Source organism: Kitasatospora sp. NPDC057223 (assembly GCF_042669755.1).
Taxonomy (GTDB): Bacteria; Actinomycetota; Actinomycetes; order Streptomycetales; family Streptomycetaceae; genus Kitasatospora.
This window is the reverse complement of the sequence record NZ_JBHUWW010000028.1, coordinates 36815-54132: the sequence shown is the minus strand read 5'-3', so window position 1 is coordinate 54132 and position 17318 is coordinate 36815. Positions and strand designations below refer to the sequence as shown.

General features: G+C 73.6%; 19 protein-coding genes and 1 tRNA gene. 11 read left to right on the top strand and 9 right to left on the bottom strand.

Annotated features, from left to right (window positions below; translation table 11 throughout):
* Positions 1-199: 199 nt before the first annotated feature.
* The 3 genes from ACFUK0_RS13540 to ACFUK0_RS13530 all read right to left on the bottom strand — a co-directional run bounded on the left by ACFUK0_RS13540 (position 200) and on the right by ACFUK0_RS13530 (position 3290).
* On the bottom strand, positions 200-2077 hold the full coding sequence (locus tag ACFUK0_RS13540) for an APC family permease (RefSeq protein ID WP_380249462.1): 1878 nt from the start codon (positions 2075-2077) through the stop codon (positions 200-202).
* 218 nt (positions 2078-2295) lie between these two features.
* Positions 2296-2730 (bottom strand): hypothetical protein, encoded by a 435-nt coding sequence (locus ACFUK0_RS13535; RefSeq protein ID WP_380249461.1) that lies wholly within the window; start codon positions 2728-2730, stop codon positions 2296-2298.
* A gap of 11 nt (positions 2731-2741) precedes the next feature.
* The gene (locus ACFUK0_RS13530; protein WP_380249460.1) at positions 2742-3290 is read right to left on the bottom strand and encodes a universal stress protein; all 549 of its coding nucleotides are present in this window, start codon (positions 3288-3290) and stop codon (positions 2742-2744) included.
* Positions 3291-3636: 346 nt separating this feature from the next.
* On the opposite strand from ACFUK0_RS13530, the gene ACFUK0_RS13525 reads away from it, so the two are divergent.
* The 9 genes from ACFUK0_RS13525 to ACFUK0_RS13485 all read left to right on the top strand — a co-directional run bounded on the left by ACFUK0_RS13525 (position 3637) and on the right by ACFUK0_RS13485 (position 9889).
* A complete protein-coding gene (locus ACFUK0_RS13525) occupies positions 3637-3996 on the top strand; it encodes an SAV_915 family protein (RefSeq protein WP_380249459.1) in 360 nt (119 codons plus the stop codon).
* Positions 3993-4421 carry a hypothetical protein gene (locus ACFUK0_RS13520; protein WP_380249458.1) on the top strand — a complete coding sequence of 143 codons (429 nt, stop codon included), beginning with the start codon at positions 3993-3995 and terminating at the stop codon, positions 4419-4421. Before ACFUK0_RS13525 ends, ACFUK0_RS13520 begins: the two co-directional genes overlap by 4 nt.
* Positions 4418-5776, top strand: a complete 1359-nt coding sequence (gene lysA / locus ACFUK0_RS13515; protein WP_380249457.1) for a diaminopimelate decarboxylase — start codon at positions 4418-4420, stop codon at positions 5774-5776. The genes ACFUK0_RS13520 and lysA overlap by 4 nt, the downstream gene beginning before the upstream one ends.
* A 67-nt stretch (positions 5777-5843) precedes the next feature.
* Entirely contained in the window at positions 5844-6122 is a 279-nt protein-coding gene (locus ACFUK0_RS13510) for a hypothetical protein (RefSeq protein WP_380249456.1), read from the top strand.
* Complete coding sequence (locus tag ACFUK0_RS13505; protein ID WP_380249455.1) at positions 6104-6361, top strand: winged helix-turn-helix domain-containing protein; 258 nt, start codon at positions 6104-6106, stop codon at positions 6359-6361. Before ACFUK0_RS13510 ends, ACFUK0_RS13505 begins: the two co-directional genes overlap by 19 nt.
* A gap of 166 nt (positions 6362-6527) precedes the next feature.
* The gene (locus ACFUK0_RS13500) at positions 6528-7106 is read left to right on the top strand and encodes a universal stress protein (protein WP_380249454.1); all 579 of its coding nucleotides are present in this window, start codon (positions 6528-6530) and stop codon (positions 7104-7106) included.
* Between the two features lie 196 nt (positions 7107-7302).
* Positions 7303-7752, top strand: a complete 450-nt coding sequence (locus ACFUK0_RS13495; protein WP_380249453.1) for a MarR family winged helix-turn-helix transcriptional regulator — start codon at positions 7303-7305, stop codon at positions 7750-7752.
* Complete coding sequence (locus tag ACFUK0_RS13490) at positions 7749-9227, top strand: MFS transporter (protein WP_380249451.1); 1479 nt, start codon at positions 7749-7751, stop codon at positions 9225-9227. Before ACFUK0_RS13495 ends, ACFUK0_RS13490 begins: the two co-directional genes overlap by 4 nt.
* Positions 9228-9283: 56 nt before the next feature.
* A complete protein-coding gene (locus ACFUK0_RS13485) occupies positions 9284-9889 on the top strand; it encodes a hypothetical protein (protein ID WP_380249449.1) in 606 nt (201 codons plus the stop codon).
* Here ACFUK0_RS13485 and ACFUK0_RS13480 read toward each other — a convergent pair.
* From ACFUK0_RS13480 to ACFUK0_RS13455, 6 genes are all read right to left on the bottom strand, one after another.
* Positions 9852-9928: transfer RNA gene (locus tag ACFUK0_RS13480), tRNA-Pro, on the bottom strand. The two genes, ACFUK0_RS13485 and ACFUK0_RS13480, sit on opposite strands and share 38 nt — an antisense overlap.
* Before the next feature lie 164 nt (positions 9929-10092).
* Positions 10093-11463 (bottom strand): MFS transporter, encoded by a 1371-nt coding sequence (locus tag ACFUK0_RS13475; RefSeq protein ID WP_380249447.1) that lies wholly within the window; start codon positions 11461-11463, stop codon positions 10093-10095.
* A 73-nt stretch (positions 11464-11536) separates the two neighbouring features.
* A complete protein-coding gene (locus ACFUK0_RS13470; RefSeq protein ID WP_380249445.1) occupies positions 11537-12349 on the bottom strand; it encodes a DUF1684 domain-containing protein in 813 nt (270 codons plus the stop codon).
* A 177-nt stretch (positions 12350-12526) separates the two neighbouring features.
* Positions 12527-13390: an acyl-CoA thioesterase gene (locus ACFUK0_RS13465; protein WP_380249443.1), complete on the bottom strand. Its 864-nt coding sequence runs from the start codon at positions 13388-13390 to the stop codon at positions 12527-12529.
* A 184-nt stretch (positions 13391-13574) separates the two neighbouring features.
* Positions 13575-14069 carry a transglycosylase family protein gene (locus ACFUK0_RS13460; protein WP_380249441.1) on the bottom strand — a complete coding sequence of 165 codons (495 nt, stop codon included), beginning with the start codon at positions 14067-14069 and terminating at the stop codon, positions 13575-13577.
* A 244-nt stretch (positions 14070-14313) separates the two neighbouring features.
* Positions 14314-15084, bottom strand: coding sequence for a transglycosylase family protein (locus tag ACFUK0_RS13455; protein WP_380249439.1), 771 nt, complete (start codon positions 15082-15084; stop codon positions 14314-14316).
* A gap of 579 nt (positions 15085-15663) precedes the next feature.
* Between ACFUK0_RS13455 and ACFUK0_RS13450 the strand changes: the two genes are divergently transcribed.
* Together ACFUK0_RS13450 and ACFUK0_RS13445 are read left to right on the top strand one after the other, a co-directional pair.
* Entirely contained in the window at positions 15664-16524 is an 861-nt protein-coding gene (locus tag ACFUK0_RS13450; protein WP_380249437.1) for a hypothetical protein, read from the top strand.
* 173 nt (positions 16525-16697) lie between these two features.
* The gene (locus ACFUK0_RS13445; protein ID WP_380249435.1) at positions 16698-17252 is read left to right on the top strand and encodes a hypothetical protein; all 555 of its coding nucleotides are present in this window, start codon (positions 16698-16700) and stop codon (positions 17250-17252) included.
* The last annotated feature ends 66 nt before the right edge of the window (positions 17253-17318 follow it).

Genomic DNA, 17318 nt, shown 5'->3' with positions numbered 1-17318 from the left:
CGGGGCAACGGGCCCGAAAATGGCGTACCGAGCATGCGAGAGGCGCTCTGATCCAGCGTTTCCACAGGTCAGAGAGGTCCTGGGCCAACGGGCAGGTGGCCGCCCGCACGCGTCGGGGCGTGCCGTTAAGGGATCGTCAAGATATACCGATGGAATCGGACATTCCGCCGCAATCGGGCGGTTTGCCGGGGCGGGCCTCCTACATCCGCAACCGCAGCCGGCAGACCACCGCGTCGGTGTGGCGCCGCAGGGCCCGGTCGATCACGGCCCCGCGCCGGTTCTGCAGGGACCGCTGCCAGAGCCGGACGGGTTCCACCTCGGGGATCAGGACGGTGATCCGGTCGTAGGCGTGCTCGGCGGCGAGCTCGTTGACGAAGGCGGCGATCGGCGGGCCGAGGCGGCGGTGCGCGTCGGCCACCTCGACGAGGGCCACGCCGGGCTGCCACAGCTCCCAGTCCCGGCGCAGCGCTTCGGCGGCCTGCCGGTCCTCGGTGTCGGGGGCGGTGTGCACGACGGTGACGGCGAGCACCTCGTCGCCGAGCGAGACGGCGGCGCCGAGCGCGTCGCGGGTCAGCCGGGTGATCGCGGTGACCGGCACGACGACCAGGGAGCGCTGCCGCTCGACCGGACCCGGCACCCGGCCGAGTTCCAGCCGGGCGCCGATCCCGGCGTAGGTACGGTGGATCAGTTCGAAGAGCAGGACGAGCAGCGGCAGGGCGAGGCAGATGCCCCAGGCGCCCTCGGTGAACTTGGTGCCGGTGACGACGATCGCCGCCACGCCGGTGAGCAGTGCGCCGAAGCCGTTCAGCAGCGCCCGGCCCTGCCAGCGGGGGCCGCGCTCGCGGTTCCAGTGCCGGACCATGCCGACCTGGCAGATCGTGAAGCCGACGAAGACCCCGATCGCGAAGAGCGGGACCAGGCTGTTGACGTCCCCGCCGGAGGCGACCAGCAGCGCGGCCGACACGACGGACAGGAACAGCACGCCGTGCCGGTGCACCTGGTGGTCGGCGCGCAGCGCGAAGACGTGCGGCAGGTGGTTGTCCCGGGCCAGCAGGCGCATCAGGACGGGCAGGCCGCCGAAGGAGGTGTTGGCGGCCAGGCCCAGCAGCACGACGGTGGCGAACTGGACCAGGTAGAAGCCGAAGCCGTGGCCGAGCGAGGCGTCCGCCAGCTGCGCGAGGACGGTGACGCCCTCCACCGGCTGGAGGTGGAAGCGTCCGATCAGGACGGCCAGGCCGATCAGCATCACGCCGAGCAGTCCGCCGAGGGCGACCTCGGTGTGCTGGGCCCGCTTCACCCGGGGTGCCCGGAAGGACGGGACGGCGTTGGCGACGGCCTCCACCCCGGTCAGGGCCGAGCAGCCGGCGGCGAACGCCTTGAGCAGGAGCAGTGCGCCGACGGCGGTGGCGTTGCCGGCCAGCGCGGAGGCATGACCGGCGGCGGCCTCGGTGGAGGCAGGCGCGTCCCGGAACAGCCCGACGACGACGATCGCCATGACGGAGAGCACGAACACCGCCGTCGGCGCCATGAACCAGCGCGCGGACTCGGCGATCCCCCGCAGGTTCACGGCGGTGACGACGGCGAGGACCGCCAGGCAGAGCCAGACCCTCTGCCCGTACAGGCCGGGGAACGCGGAGGTCAGGGCGGCGACCCCGGCCGTCACCGACACCGCGACGTTGAGGATGTAGTCGATCACCAGCGAGGCGGCCGCCGTCAGGGCGGTCCGTCTGCCGAGGTGGGCCTTGGCGACGGCGTAGGCGCCGCCGCCGTCCGGGAACGCCGCGATCACCTGTCGGTAGGAGGCGACCAGGACGGCCAGCAGCACGGCGATCGAGACGGTGACCGGCAGCGTGAAGCCGAGTCCGTACCCGCCGGCCGCGGCGAGCACCAGCACGATCGACTCCGGCCCGTACGCCACCGAGGCCATCGCGTCCAGCGACAGCGCCGCGAGGCCGCCCGGAGCGGTCAGCCTGTCCCGGCGTTCACCGGCGGCACCGGCGGCACCGGCATCAGGGGGCTCGGGCTCACCGGCGTCCAGGGCCGGCACGAGTCGCTGCCCCTTGGTGGTACCGAACATGGATGGACCCTCCGTCGATCGGAATGTGCTCCGATCCTGGCCGGTGCACCGGCCGCTGCCGACGGTCCGTACGGGATCTTGACGGCCCCGCCGGAGACCCTGACGGGGCCTTGACGCCGAGGGCCGGACGCCGCTGCCCGGGGGCGGCAGCTCCCGGCGGAGGCGAACCGGGCGGCCGCGTACTCCCTTCCGCCCAGATGCTTGTGACTGACGCACAGTCATCTATGTTCCGAAAGCGGCCGCTTCGGTACGGAGAGGGGCTGCCCGTGGATTCGGCGCCGGGGCAGCGCCGCAGGCAGCGCGGCCAGCAGGGCGGCGCCGGCGAACAGGCCCAGGCGGGCGAGCTCGGTGCCGCTGCCGTCCCACCCGAGGGTGGCGTAGCGGTGGACCACGAAGCCGTTGAGGACGAGCCAAGCGGCTCCCCCGATCAGCGGGGCGGCCGCCGGACGGGAGGCCCTGCCGAGGAGTGCGCTCAGCAGGGCGAACGCCCCCAGGGCGAACCAGGTCGGGCGCAGCTCGCCGACCAGCGACAGGACGTACGCCAGCCCGAGGCCGGCGACCAGCGCGAGCACGCCCGACATGCCCACCGGCAAGCGGTCGTCCGCCGCCGGCCGGTAGCGGCGTCCGCCGGGAGGTACGGAGTAGCGCCTCATGACCGCCCCTGTCAGTGACTCGGAACGGACCGGCTCGGCAGGTGCCACGCGTTGCGGCGGTGCAGGGCCTCCAGTTCGCGTTGCAGGACGGGCCGGGGCACCGCGAGGACCGGGCAGCCCGCGTGCCTGACGCAGTACGCCGTCACCGAGGGCCGCAGCCCCCGGTGCAGCCAGCCACCGCTGCCGGCTCCGACGACCAGGACGTCACCCGGGTCCGCCGCGATGCGGACCAGGGCGTCGCCGCTGTCGCCGCGCACCACGGCGGCCGACAGCCGCACCCCCGGTGCCGCGCCGGCGAACGCCTCGTCGAGGGCCTCGCCCAGGCGGGCCTCGGCGGCCTCCCGGCAGGCGTCCAGGAGTGGCGGGCAGGGCACGCGGCGGTAGCCGAACTCACCACCCGGCGGTGCCCAGACCAGCACGGCCAGCACCTCGGCGTCGGTTCGGCGGCCTTCGGCGACGGCCCGGTGCAATGCGGCCAGACTGCCGAGTGATCCGCTGAGCCCGACGACGATCCGGCCGGCGCGAGGTCCGTCGTGGTAGCCCTGCCCGGTATCCGTCATGTCCGTCTCTCGTTCGCTCGTGTGCTCGCTTTTCCACCAGCCAACCGGCCCGGCGGCCGGTCGGGCCCGCCCCTGACGCTTTCCTGACGTCCGTGGCGGGGATCCCGACGCTTTCCTGACGCCGAGGCCCGGCGGCGCGCGGGGGACGCCGTCCGGTCCCGGCGTCGGGGTGCCCGCCGGCGAACGGGCCGGCGGCGTCAAGGCTTCGTCAGGGGAGCCGCCGGGACAGTCAACGGGACGTCAGGATCAGGCGCTCCGCGCGTCGGCCGACCTAGCGTCGGAGATGTTCCCAGCGGGTCGACGAGGACCCGTCCCTGTTCTCCACCAGCCCTCCGGAGCACCCGCCATGACCAGCACCACCCCGGCCCCTACGGAGCCCGAAGAACCCCGGCCCGTGCTGCACGTCCCGGTCCGGACCGTGGGAGCCGCGTACGCACTGCGGCTCTTCAAGCAGCGCGACGGCAGCCGCTGCGCCGTCGCCTTCTCCTCGGCCACCGCACTGACCGCGCTGCTCGGGCCCGCCCAGCTCTCCGTCCGACTCGCCGAACCCGCGCTGCGTGCCCTGGCCGCGCCGCTCGGCGCCACCGCGCTGGTCGTCGACCCTCAGCTGGTCGCGCCGCCCGTCGCCCGGGCCACCACGGCGCCGGCCGCCCGCACCGCGGTGCACGCCGCACCCCGCTTCCCCGCCCTGCAGCACCAGCGATGACCGCCCTCCGCACCGAGTCCGGCCCGCGCACCCCGGGGCGGCCACTGCGGGCCGTCGCCCGCGTCACCCACGGGCCCGTACCGCTGGACTTCGACCGGCTGGCGGACCGGCTCCCCGCGCTCCAATGGGGGCTCGCGCTCGCCGGGGAAGCCGATCTGGAACTGCACCTGGCCTGCACCGACCGGCACGAACTGCGCGCCGTCGTCGCGGACCTCTGCCGCGCCGGGGCCGCCAGGGTGCAGGTCGAGCTGGTCCTGCGCCGCCTCGTCCCCGCCGGAGCCACGGCAGCCGGCAGCGCGCCGGTCGTGACCACCACACCCGTCGTTCCCACCGCGCCCGTCGTGACCATCGCAACCGTCGTGACCACCGCGCCGGTCGTGACCATCGCAACTGTCGTGACCACCGCAAGGAGCACCACGTCATGACCCTCTCCCCCGTCCGCGGCTGCCTCTACACCGACGAAGCCGAACCCACCCCCGGCACCCCGGTCGGCGCCCCCTGGCCCGTCTCGGCCCAGGACGGCCCCGCCGGGTTGACCGTCGCCGGGGTCTCCCTCGCCGACGCCGCCGACCGCTTCGGCACTCCGCTCTACGTGCTCGACGAGGACGAGTTCCGCTCCCGCTGCCGCGCCTACCGCGCCGCGCTGCCGGGCGCGGAGGTGCTCTACGCGGCGAAGGCCTTCCTGTGCAGCGCCGTCGCCGACTGGGCCGCCGAGGAGGGCCTCGGGCTCGACGTCTGCTCCGAGGGCGAACTGCGCCTCGCCGCCGCGACCGGCTTCCCGCCCGCGCGGATCCTGCTGCACGGCAACGCCAAGAGCCCCGAGGAGCTGCGCCTCGCCCGGCGTCTGCGGGTCGGGCGGATCGTCGTCGACAACCTCGCCGAGATACCCCGGCTCGCGGCCCTGAGCAGTGCGGACGCGCCGCAGCGCGTCCTGGTCCGGATCGTGCCCGGGGTGTCCGCCGGCCACCACGAGGCCGTCCGGACCGGCGTCGCGGGGCAGAAGTTCGGCTTCGCCGTCGAGGGCGGCGACGCGTCGGAGGCCGTCCGGCGCATCCTGGGCCAACCCGGCCTGCAGCTGGCCGGGTTGCACTGCCACCTCGGATCCCAGATCACCTCCGTCGAGCCGTACCTCACCGCCGTCGACCGCCTCGTCGAGCTCCTCACGGCGATCCGCGACGAGCACGGCGTCCAGCTCCCGGAGCTCGACCTCGGCGGCGGACACGCGGTGCCCTACCTCCCCGGGGAGACCGGGCTGGACCTGGACGAGTTCGCCGCGCTCGTCCCCGTCCGGCTGGCCGACGCCTGCAAGCGCCGCCGCCTGGACGTCCCCCGCCTGGTCGTCGAGCCGGGCCGGGCGGTCGTCGCGCCCGCCGCGGTCGCGGTCTACCGGGTGCTGACGGTCAAGCACACCGCCGACGGCCGGGTGTTCGCCGCCGTCGACGGCGGTATGAGCGACAACCCGAGACCCGCCCTGTACGACGCCCGGTACACGGTGCGCCTGATCGGCCGTACCTCCACCGCCGGCACCCGCGAGGTCGACGTGGTGGGGCGGCACTGCGAGGCCGGCGACGTCCTGGTCCGGGCCGCCCGGCTGCCCGCCGACCTGCGGGCGGGTGACCTGCTGGCCGTCCCCGCCGCCGGCGCCTACCAACTCTCGATGGCCTCCGGCTACAACCTGGTCGGCCGCCCCGCCGTCGCCGCCGTCCGCGCCGGACGGGCCAGGCTGCTGATCCGGCGCGAGAGCGTCGAGGACTTCCGCGCCCGCGAGGTCAGCCGCTGACCCGGCCCACCTCTCTCACTCACTCGCCTGCCCAGACCTGCTGACGCCTCACCGAGGTGGTGTCCACATGACCGCTCTCAACCCGTTCCACATCCGCACGCCGATCCGCACGTCCATCCGCTGCGCCCGGGCGGACGGACCCGCGCACCTGCTCCTGACCGGCATCCTTCGCCGACTCGCCGACAGCCCCCTCGACAACACGGTGCTGTGGGCGCTCGGCGGCCCCTCGTCCACCAGGGGTGACAGCCCGCACCGTCCTGCCGTCCCCCTCCAGGCCTCCTGGCGGCCGGTCGTGGGCGCCGACGGCCGGCAGCGGCTCGAAGCCCGGTGGCGCCCGGAGCACTGACCACGCTGGAGTTCGAGCTGCTCGCCCACCTGGTCGCGCACCCCCTGCGGGTCTACACCCGCCGCCAACTGCTGAACCTCGTACGGGCCCAGGAGCCGCTCGGCGACGCACACACCGTCGACGTCCACATCGCCCGGCTGCGACGCAAGCTCGGCCCCGAGCACCGGGACCGGATCTCCACCGTCCGGCAGGTCGGCTACCGCTTCGACCCACGGGGCGCGGCAGCCACGAGCGGCTGACAGCCCGCCCCTGCGCCGCCGTGTCAAAGCCGCATCAAAGAAGGGCCGGGCCGCGTAGGACGTGCGTCAAGGACCGGCGCCGCAGGGGCGGCCGGGGCGTCGAATGGAGGGGCGGGGCCCGGCCGGGACGCCGGGACGCCGGGACGCAGAAGGGAAGCGAGCAGCCATGGTCGGGAACATTCGGGTCATCGTCGGGGTCAACGGCTCGTTGAGCAGTCTCGCGGCGCTCCACCGGGCGGTGGAGGAGGCCGGCCGACGGGACGCCCTGCTCGTCCCGCTGATCGCGTGGTCCGGCGCGGACACAGCACTACGGCCGCTCTCGGAGCTGGAACACGCCGCCCGCAGGCGCCTGGACACCGCTTTCGAGCAGGCCTTCGGCGGATACCCCAACGACATGATCATCCGCCCACTGGTGGTCCGCTCCGAACCCGGCCGCGCCCTGGTGGCCGCCGCCAACAGCCCGGGCGACCTGCTCGTCCTGGGCAGCGGCCACCACGGCCGGGTCCAGCAGGCTCTGCACGGCTCGATCGCCCGCTACTGCCGGGCCCACGCACACTGCGAGGTGGTCGTGGTCCCACCGTCCGCCCTGCTGGAGAGCCTGGAACTCACCGCCCGCAGCGGCGCACCCATGCCGTTCCTGACCAGCAGCCCCCGCACCACGCACCGTCCCGCTGCCCGGGGTGCCCTTCCGCTGAGCAAATCCACCCGGCGCGCCCCGGCGAAGGCAACAGCAGTCGAGACCTGAACATCTCGGCATGTCGTTGCTCAACAACAGCTATTTGCAGACGAATTGGCGGAGCAGCACCGGCGCCTCAAGCCGCCGGACACCATCGCACATGAGGCACCGCCATCGTTCACTTCGTACATGGCCATTCGGGTGCCGGCATAGAATTCGACAGTCCAGACTGGACAGTCTGACCTGTGCAATCTAGCGTGGGGCCATGGACGAGACCACCGAGGGCATCTCCGATTCCGCCGTGCGCGCAGCCAGTGAGGTACGGGCCGTCTTCAGTCGCCTGCGCCGACGGCTGCGCGAGCTGGCCGGGCCGGAGGGCCTCACCCCCTCCCAGGTCTCGGTGCTCAGCCGACTGGACAAGGAGGGCGCCTCCTCGGCCAGCGCCCTGGCCGGCGCCGAGCGGGTCCGGCCCCAGTCGATGGCCGCCACGCTGGCGGCACTCGACCAGCAGGGGCTGGTCCAGCGCCATCCGGACCCCGAGGACGGCCGCCGCCAGCTGGTCACCCTCTCCGTGGCCGGCCGCGAGCGGATCGAGGGAGACCGGCAGGCCCGCACGGAGTGGCTGGCCCACACCCTGCAGGAACGCTTCACCGAGGCCGAGCGGCGCACCGTCATCGAGGCGCTGGGCCTGCTGGACCGGCTGAACCAGCCGTGATCGTCAGCACCGCCCGCCGCCCCGGCGGCCCACGCCCTGCCGGGGCCCGCCCCGCCCCCGGCTTCGACCGCCGACTGATCACCCCGATGATCCTCGGCTCGGTCCTCAATCCGATCAACTCCTCGATGCTCGCGGTGGCCCTGGTACCGATCGGAGCCGCCTTCGGGACGCCCCTGTCGCAGACCGTCTGGCTGGTCTCCGCGCTGTACCTCGCCACCGCCGTCGGCCAGCCCGTGGTCGGACGACTGGTCGACATGTACGGGCCCCGCCGGCTCTACCTGGCCGGCACCGCACTGGTCGGTGCGGCCGGCCTGCTGGGGGCCCTCGCGCCCTCGCTCGGCGTCCTGATCACCGCGCGGGTGCTGCTCGGCCTGGGCACCTGCGCCGCGTACCCGGCCGCCATGCACCTCATCCGCAGCGAGTCCGCCCGCACGGGCGACGACAGCCCCAGCAGCGTCCTGTCCGCACTCTCGATCGCCAACCAGACCATCGCCGTGATCGGCCCCACCCTCGGTGGCCTGCTGATCGGCCTGGGCGGCTGGCGCACGATCTTCACCGTCAACATCCCGCTCTCCCTGGCCTGCCTGGTGCTCGGCGCGCTGCGGCTGCCCCGGAACCCCGCCAGGGAGCGCAGGCCCGGCGCCCGGCCGGCCGCACCCGTGGACGTACCGGGCATGGCACTGTTCGCCGCGACGCTCACCGCGCTGATGCTCTTCCTCATGGACCCGCATCCCGCGCACGGGTACCTGCTCCTGCTCACCGCCCTGGCCGCGGCCGGCTTCGCGCTGCGGGAGCTGCGGGTCCCGCAGCCGTTCATCGACCTGCGGGTCCTCGGCGGCAACCGGCCGATGCTGGCCACCTTCCTGCGCCAGCTCCTCACCTGCACCACCGGCTACGCGTTCATGTACGGCTTCACGCAGTGGCTGGAGCAGGGCCGGGGACTGCACGCCTCGGCGGCCGGCCTCGTGCTGCTGCCGATGTCGCTCGCCGCGGTCGTCGCCACCGGGATCACCGGACGGCGCAGGGAGGTCCGCGGCAAGCTCCTGACCGGCAGCATCGCCCAGATCGCCGCCTGCGCACTGCTGCTGACCGTGCACCCCGGCAGCCCGCTCTGGCTGCTCGGCACCGCGGCCGTGCTGGTCGGCGTCCCACAGGGCCTCAACGGTCTCGCCAACCAGAACGCGCTGTACCACCAAGCGGATCCGGCCCGCACCGCCTCCTCGGCCGGCCTGCTGCGCACCTTCACCTACCTCGGCGCGATGAGCGCCTCGGCCGCCGACGCCGTGTTCTTCCCCCACCGCGCCGACACCCCGGGCCTGCACCGGCTCGCCCTGTTCATGCTGGGCACCTCCGTCGTGCTGCTGGTGGTGGTCCTGCTGGACCGCTCGCTGCGCCTGGCCGGCCCCGGCGGCACGGACTCCGGCCCGGCCGCCCCGAAGGACGCGCCACGCCGCCAGAAGCCTCCCGACAGCTGACCGCCAGGCGGGTTCCCGAGGCCGGAGGAACAGTGGCCCCGGTCGAGTCCGGCGCATTGCCTCGCGACGGGTCTGCCGAACCCGGTGGCGATTGCGCCTCACCACTGCACTCGCACGGCAGCACCCGCGACCAGGACCAGCCCGCCGACGGCCTCGTCTTCACCAGGAACGGCCGCCGACTGCACCCGCAGTACGTCCTCAACCGCTTCCACGCCCCGTGCCGTGCGGCCGGCGTCCCGAAGACCACCCTGCACGACCTGCGCCACCTCGACGTCACCCTGGCCATGGACGCCGGCACCGAGATGGCCATCCTCTCCAAGACCGTCCGCCACTCGACGTTCTCGACCGCCGTGAACCTCTACCACCACCTGCGCGGCAAGGCGGCCCGCGGCGCCGTCGACGGCATCGCCGACGCCTCGACCACGCCGACCAGGACGCCTACCGCGGCATCAGCCACCCGCACAGAAAGGGGCCGCGCCACCCACGGCTTTCCATTCGACCCGCCCCGCCGAGAACACTCACAGCCGTGGCGCAATGCGACCACCAGGCGACCACACGCTGACGGAACAACAGAAAGGCCGTCCCCACCTCACGGTGGAAACGGCCTACGACCTGCGAAAACGCTGGTCGGGACGACAGGATTTGAACCTGCGACCCCTTGACCCCCAGTCAAGTGCGCTACCAAGCTGCGCCACGTCCCGTGGTCTCGGACCTTGGGGCAGGTGCCTTGCGGCTCTGCTCTTCGGTTTCTCGACCTTGTCGCCATTGTTCCGGTGACGTGGAAAACAATACAGCACGTCGGGGGGTGCTCGCTGCCAGGTTTCGGGTGGCGGGGTGGCGGGGGTGAGCAGGGCGGCGGTGCAGGTCAGGGTGTGGGGTGGCGGGCGTCGTAGCGGAGGAAGGCGGGGCGGCGGGCGGCCAGGAAGATGATGGCGGCGACGCAGGCGAGGCCTCCGGTGACGACGGAGACGGCGGGTGAGGTGAGGGAGGCGACGGCGCCGGACTCGAAGTCGCCGAGGCGGGGGCCGCCGGCGACGACGACGATGAAGATGCCCTGGAGGCGGCCGCGCATCTCGTCCGGGGCGGCGACCTGCATCATCGTGTTGCGGAAGATCATGCTGACGGTGTCGGCGCAGCCCGCGACGGCCAGCAGGAGGAGGCCTAGCCAGAGGTTGCGGGCCAGACCGAAGGCGGCGATGGCCAGGCCCCAGGCGGCGACCGAGACGAGGACGGCGGCGCCCTGGCGGTGGATCTTTCCGATCCAGCCGGAGAAGAGTGCGCCGGCCAGGGCGCCGATGGCGGGGGCGGAGACGAGCAGGCCGACCGTACGGGCGTCGCCGCCGTAGAAGCCGACGGCGATGGCGGGGAAGATGGCGCGCGGCATGCCGAAGATCATGGCGGCGAGGTCGGCGAGGAAGCTGGTGCGCAGGTTGGGCTGTTCGCGCAGGAAGCGGAGTCCGTCGAGGACGGAGGCCCGGCCCTTGCGGTCCCCGAGGGGTCGCATCGCGGGCAGCCGCCACATGGCGTAGAGGGTCGCGGTGAAGGCGACGGTGTCGACGAGGTAGGCGGACTGGGCGCCGTACGCGCCGATGAGGACGCCGCCGATCATCGGGCCGACGGTGAGGCCGAGGTTCATGCTCACGGTGTTCAGGGCGTTGGCTGCCGGGAGCTGACGGGACGGCACCAGTCGGGGGATCATCGCGGAGCGGGCGGGCGAGCTGATGGCGAAGAAGCCCGCCTGGGCGGCCACGGCCGCGTACAGCACCAGGACCTGTCCGAGGCCCGCGAGCGCCTGGCAGGCCAGTACGGCGGAGACCAGGGCGAGGCCGGCCGCGCCGATCAGGCCGAGGCGGCGGCGGTCGACGGTGTCGGCGATGGCGCCGCCGTACAGGCCGAAGGCGATCAGCGGGAACAGGGAGCAGAGGCCGGTCAGGCCGGTGGCGAAGCTGGACCCGGTCAGGTCGTAGACCTGGACGGAGACGGCGACGGCCGTCATCTGCTGGCCGATGGAGGAGACGGCCTGGCCGAACCAGACGCGGCGGTAGTCGGCGTTCTCCCGCAGCGGGGTCAGGTCGGCGAAGGCTCCCCGCGCCGCCCGGCGGTACCAGGACCCGCGCTCCGCCGCCGGCGGGAGGGGCGCGGCGGGGGCGGCCCGCGCGTCACCGGCCGCAGGCAGGGCGTCCGTCGCGGGGAGGGGTATGGAATGAGGCGCGGGGGCGGGTTGGTTCGTCGGCACAGTGACACATGCTCGACCCTCATTCCTGGCCGCCGCCCACCGGGGTGGCCGGCAGCCAGGACGGACCGGGTGGTCAGCGGGTCAGAACCTGCTTCTCACCTGCCTCGACGGCGACGGTGAGCCGGTTGCCCGGCGGCGGGAAGGGGCAGATGAAGTGGTCGGCGAAGGCGCAGGGGGGCAGGTGCGCCTGGTTCAGGTCGAGGACGGTGCGGCCGTCCGCGTCGGGGGCGGGCAGGGTGATGAAGCGGAAGCGGTAGGTGTCCTTGCCGCTGGTCGCGTCGGCGATGACGCCGCTGAGCCCGGCCCCGGAGCGGCTCACGGTGAGGGTGTGCTGTTCGCCGGTCAGGGTGAACGTGATCAGGCCGGTGACCTGGAGCGGGCGCTCCCGGCCGTCGGCGTTCGGGACGACCAGGGCCTGGTCGTCCTCGAACGGGGTGAAGACCGCCGGGACGGCCCACTCGGGCGAGTAGGGGTAGGCGGCGATACCCGCGAAGGCGGCGCGGGCCGGGGAGGCGGGGTCGAAGACCCGCAGCGCGATCTCGCCCTCGCGCTCGATCGGGACCAGCTTCAGGTCGCCGAGCGCGGCCACGTCGGCGGCCGGGTCGGTGTCGGGGCGGAGCAGCACCTCGCCGTCCACGGGACTGTCCGAACCGCCCTCCGGGCCACCGCCCGGACCACCGGACACCGTGATGCCGTCCGCCGCCGTGGCGCGCAGGCGCACACCTTCGCTGTCGCTCCACCACAGGCCGGGCAGGCCGGGGATCGCCGTGGGCTCCGGCTCCAGCCAGTGCGTGCCGGTGAGCGCGAGCTGGCCGTGCGGTGAGCTGACCGCGGCGGCCCGGCCGTCGGTCCAGTACTTCCATGCCTCGGCGGCAGTGGCTGTCATCGAAACCCCTCCAGTGCGGTGCGATAGGTACCGACTGGGTCAACGCTCAGGGCCGGGGTGGATCATTCCCCGCAGGCCACGCACGGCCACGCACGGCCACGCACGGCCAGGCACAACCAGACACAACCAGACACGACCAGACACGGCCGCCGCCGCGCTGCTGCTCCCGCACGGCCGCTACCGCTGCGACAGCGGCCGGAACAGGCCCTCCTGCATCACCGAGACGACGAGCCGGCCGCTGCGGTCGTAGATCTCCCCCCGGGCGAGGCCGCGGGCGCCGTGCGCGACGGGCGAGGCCTGCTGGTAGAGCAGCCACTCGTCCGCGCGGAACGGCCGGTGGAACCACATCGCGTGGTCGAGCGAGGCCATGTCGAAGTTCCGGTGCCCCCACAGCGGCTCCACCGGGACCCGGACGGAGTCCAGCAGGGTCATGTCGCTCGCGTACGTGAGGGCGCAGACGTGGATGAGCGGGTCGTCCGGCAGTGCGCCGTTGGTGCGCAGCCAGACGCCGCTGCGGGGCTCGATGCCGGTCAGTTCCTCCTTCGTCCAGCGCAGTCGCTCGACGTAGCGGATGTCGAAGGGCTGCCGGCGGCTGATGAACGGCGGCAGCTCGCCGAGTCTGGCGCCGACCTCCTCCAGGGCGCTGGGCAGGTCCTCGGGCGCGGGAACGTCGGGCATCGCGTCCTGGTGCTCGATGCCGCCCTTCTCCGGTACGTGGAAGTCCGCGGTGAGCGCGAAGATCGAGCGGCCCTGCTGGATCCCGAGCACCCGGCGGGTGGTGAAGGAGCGGCCGTCCCTGATGCGGTCGACCTGGTAGACGATCGGCACGCCGGGCACGCCCGGGCGCAGGAAGTAGGCGTGCAGCGAGTGCACCGGGCGGTCCCCGTCCACCGTGCGGCCCGCCGCGACCAGGGCCTGTCCGGCGACCTGGCCGCCGAAGGTGCGTTGGAGCTGCTCCTCGGGGCTGCGGCCGCGGAAGATGTTCAGCTCGATCTGCTCCAGGTCGAGCAGCTCGACCAGTTGGTCGACGGGGGTTCCCATGGTGCGTGTCCTCTCCCTGACGGCCCGGGAGAGGTCTTCTGCCCGGCTGCCGCCTTCGTCCAGTCGAATTCTCCAGCGGCCCGGCGCATTCCCGCCGCCCGGGGTGGGCGGCACAGGCGGCGGCAGGACGGGCGTCGCACCGGCACCGGCACCGGCACCGGCCCGGCCCGGTCATCCGGCACGGTCATCCGGGACGGGGTGGCCGGCTGCGGGTACGGGCGTCCGGCTCGTACCCAGGCGCCGGGCCCACCGGGCCGGCGTCCAGCAGACCGATGTCGCGGGAGCAGGAGGGCCAGGCCTCCCAGCCCTGCTGACGGAGGATCTCCTCGGCGACGGTGATCTGCTCGCGCCGGGTGGCGTGGTCGGGGCGGTCGGCGAACGCGAAGCCGTCGGCCTCCTCCCAGGTCGGGGGCCAGATCTGCAGGCCGCCGTAGTAGCCGTTGCCGGTGTCGGCCTGCCAGTCGCCGTCGCTCTCGCACTCGGCCAGTTCGTCCCAGACCATGTCGTGGACAGCCGGGAGGACTGTCGGGAGGACCGCTGGGAGAGCCTTGGGGAGGCCGACCGGGGCGCTGGCCAGGACGGTGGCCCGAAGCACGGCGGGGACGGGGGCGGGCGGAAAGGCGGCCGGAGCCGCCGCGACGGCGGGCGACGTGAGTGCGGTGGCCGATGCCGGCAGCACGAACAGCAGCGCCGCGGCGCCGCGTAGAAGTGATTCTCGTTCGATCCTATGAGGGCACAGCAGCCGAGCCTAGGCGCCGCCCTGTCCGCCGGCGGCCCGCTGCGGAGTGACACGCCGCAGGTGCCCGCCGTCCGGGGCCCTCGGCGCGCGGGCGGACGGGGGCCGAGGGCCTGGCGCCGGGGGGGCGACAACGCCGAACGGCCGCCCCCGAAGGGAGCGGCCGTTCCGCGTGTCAGCGGTCGGGTCAGACGCTGAGGGTCTGGCCCGGGTAGATCAGGTTGGCGTTGCCGCCGATGACCTGGGCGTTGTTGCTGTACAGGGTGTGCCAGTCGACGCCCTGCGCGGCGGCGATGCTGCTCAGCGTGTCGCCGGCCTTGACGGTGTAGTTGCCGCCGGTGCTCTTCTTGGCGGCCGGCTTCCACGACTTCGAGGCGTTGTCGGACTTCCAGGACTTCGCCGGGTCCGAGGCCTTCGGGGCCTGGGCGGGCTTGGCGGTGTTGGTGGTCGCGGCAGCGCTGTCCGAGGAGGAGGCAGCGGGCTTGGCGGCCGGCTTCGGCGTGGCGGCCTTCGGCGCGGCGGCCGGGGCCGGGGTCGCGGCGGAGGTGTCGACGGCGGCGGGGGCGCCACCGGCGGTCAGGCCGGCCTTGACGGAGCAGACCGGCCAGGCGTCGGGGCCCTGCGAGGCGAGGACCTTCTCGGCGATGGCGATCTGCTGCGCCTTGGTGGCCAGGTTGGCCTGCGGGGCGTAGGCGGTGCCACCGAAGGCGGCCCAGGTGCTGGAGGTGAACTGCAGGCCGCCGTAGAAGCCGTTGCCCGAGTTGATGCTCCAGTTGCCCGTGCTCTCGCACTGGGCGACGGCGTCCCAGGTGGACACCGAGGCGGCGGAGGCCGTGGTGGCCGTGACGAGGCCGGCCACCGGCAGGGCGGCGACAGCGCCGGCCATGACGACCATCCGCACGCGGTTGCGCTTGGCGGGGGTGGTGGTGGCAGCGGCAGTCTCGTTACGGAAGGTCATGAGGTTCCTCTCGACAGCCCCGGGCGGGCATGCGGAACCAGACCCTCGACGGGCCCGTTTCGCGTGCCTCACTCACTGAGCGGCCGAGCACGTATGGGACGTGCCGCGCCGCCCCGGCCTACCCCCTGCGCACCGGCGGCCCGTTCGAGACGGCCGGCCGGCGGGCACGTCCGGCGCCGGGCGAACCGGCGGGCCGTGCGGTGGGGGTGAACCCGGGTGGTGCTCGTTGCACCGAGAAAGAAGCTACGAGCGCCTGGGCCAGGAACCAAACAGTTTGAGGTCTTCCCAGCTCAGCGAAGCGTTACCGATGGTAACGATCACGGAAACAGGTCTTGATTGTCCGTTTTGACCGTCATTTCCTAGATCAAACCATTGCCGCCCGTGTCCCACCTCACAGTTCACCGCGGCCCTGTTCATGCCAGATGTCGACGCAATGTGACCACAGGAGCACTCTTCGGAGCCGAGGACGGGGCAATACCTGTCAGGTGCCGCACCCACCCGTGACCCCTGACACAGGGGCACGTTGGTAATGGCGGCCGGGGGCGCCCCCGCCACCGTGCAACAACCCGAGGAGTCTTCGTGCCGCACATGCTCGATGTCAGCGACGAGGTTCGATCCGAGATCGGCGACGACGAGGCCGACCGCCTGCTCGGCGGGAACCACGCACCCGAGACCTACGAGTGCACGTCCTGCCGGACACCGGGTGACACCCTCCTGGAGCCCACCAGCACCGTTCTGTTCATCGGCGACGAGACGGCGGTGCTCGCCTTCGCGCACTCCCGCTGCATCCCGTCCCAGGTGGTGCCGGTCTCCGAGGAGCAGCTGCTCGGCGCGGTCGCCAGCATCAGCCAGGCCCAGGGCGGCGTGCCGGCGCAGGGTCCGGCCACGGTCACCCCGCAGCACCCGCTCGCCCCGCCCGTGGCGGACGCGCCGGCCCCCGCACCGCTGCCGGCCCCGACCACGGCCGGCCAGGCCGCCGTCCTCGGCATCACCTGCGGGCTGGTCCTGCACGGCGACACCGGCCACGCCGCGCTGGTCGTCGAGCCGACCGGCCCGGTCGGCCGGCCGGGCAACACCACGGGCTCGGACGAGTTCCTCAGCCTGCTCCAGGACGCCGGGTTCCAGCCGCTGACGGACATCGACGTGACGCCCGCCCAGCTGAACGGCTGGTCGGTGCTGATGGTGATGGGCCAGCTGCACGCGATCCTGCAGCCCGCCGCGGCCGGCGGCAGTACCGGCTGGTGGCAGGCGCACCAGCCGCTGCAGGTCACCGACGCCTGGCGGGTGGCGGCCGGCAAGCAGGCCGAGGTCACGATGTACGCGGTGCCGGCCGGGACCATCGGACGCCAGCCGCGCGAGGACCTGCTGCGGCTGGCGCTGGAGCGGGCCGCGTCCCAGGGCCGCGTGGTCGGCGCCTCGCTCCCGCTCGCCGGCACCTGAGCCGGCGCCCCCGAGCCGGCCCGACGCGCGCATCACGTTCACCACGTACGTCACGTAGGTCATGCACGTCACGTACAACCACGCGGCCGGGCGGAGTGCGGGGATGCGGCTCCGGGCGGCCACGGGGCCGCACGCAGCCGCATCCCCGGCCGTTCTCGCTCGTTGGCTCCTACGTGTACAGCTACGACGTCGCCGCAGCCCACCGTCAGCCCACCAGCTCCACCGTCACCACCAGCCGCCCGATCCCGGCCATGCGCCCGTCGTACGACGCGGAGCACCCGCACTCCGCGACACCGATCTACGACGAGCTGTACTCCGAGTACCGCAGGCTGTTCCGGGCCCTGCCCGGCGACCGCGCGGGCGAGGAGGACCTCCGCTTCACCGGGTTCGCCGTCCGGGACTCGTACGCCGGCCGCTCCGAGGCGCGTCCGCACCCGCCGCAGCAGCAGGCCTTCCTGACGTACGCCGGGCAGGCCCCCGGCGCACCGCAGTTCATGCCAGGTCAGCAGAACGGGCAGCAGGCCGGGCAGCAGGGCGCCCAGGGCGGTCCGTCGGACGGGCAGCAGGGCGGCGGGCACCAGGGATCGCACGGGGGCCAGCTCGGCAACGGGCAGGGCTGGGTGGCGGCCGGCTACCTCGGCCAGGTGCAGCCCGCGGGCACCGGGACGGGCGGGCGGCACCGCAACCGGCTCTCGCTGCCGCCGGGCCGGAGCTCCGCCGACTCCTGACAGCGGGCCACCCGGGAGCGGGAAAGGCCGCGGGCCCCGGCACCCGTCCGGGTGCCGGGGCCCGCG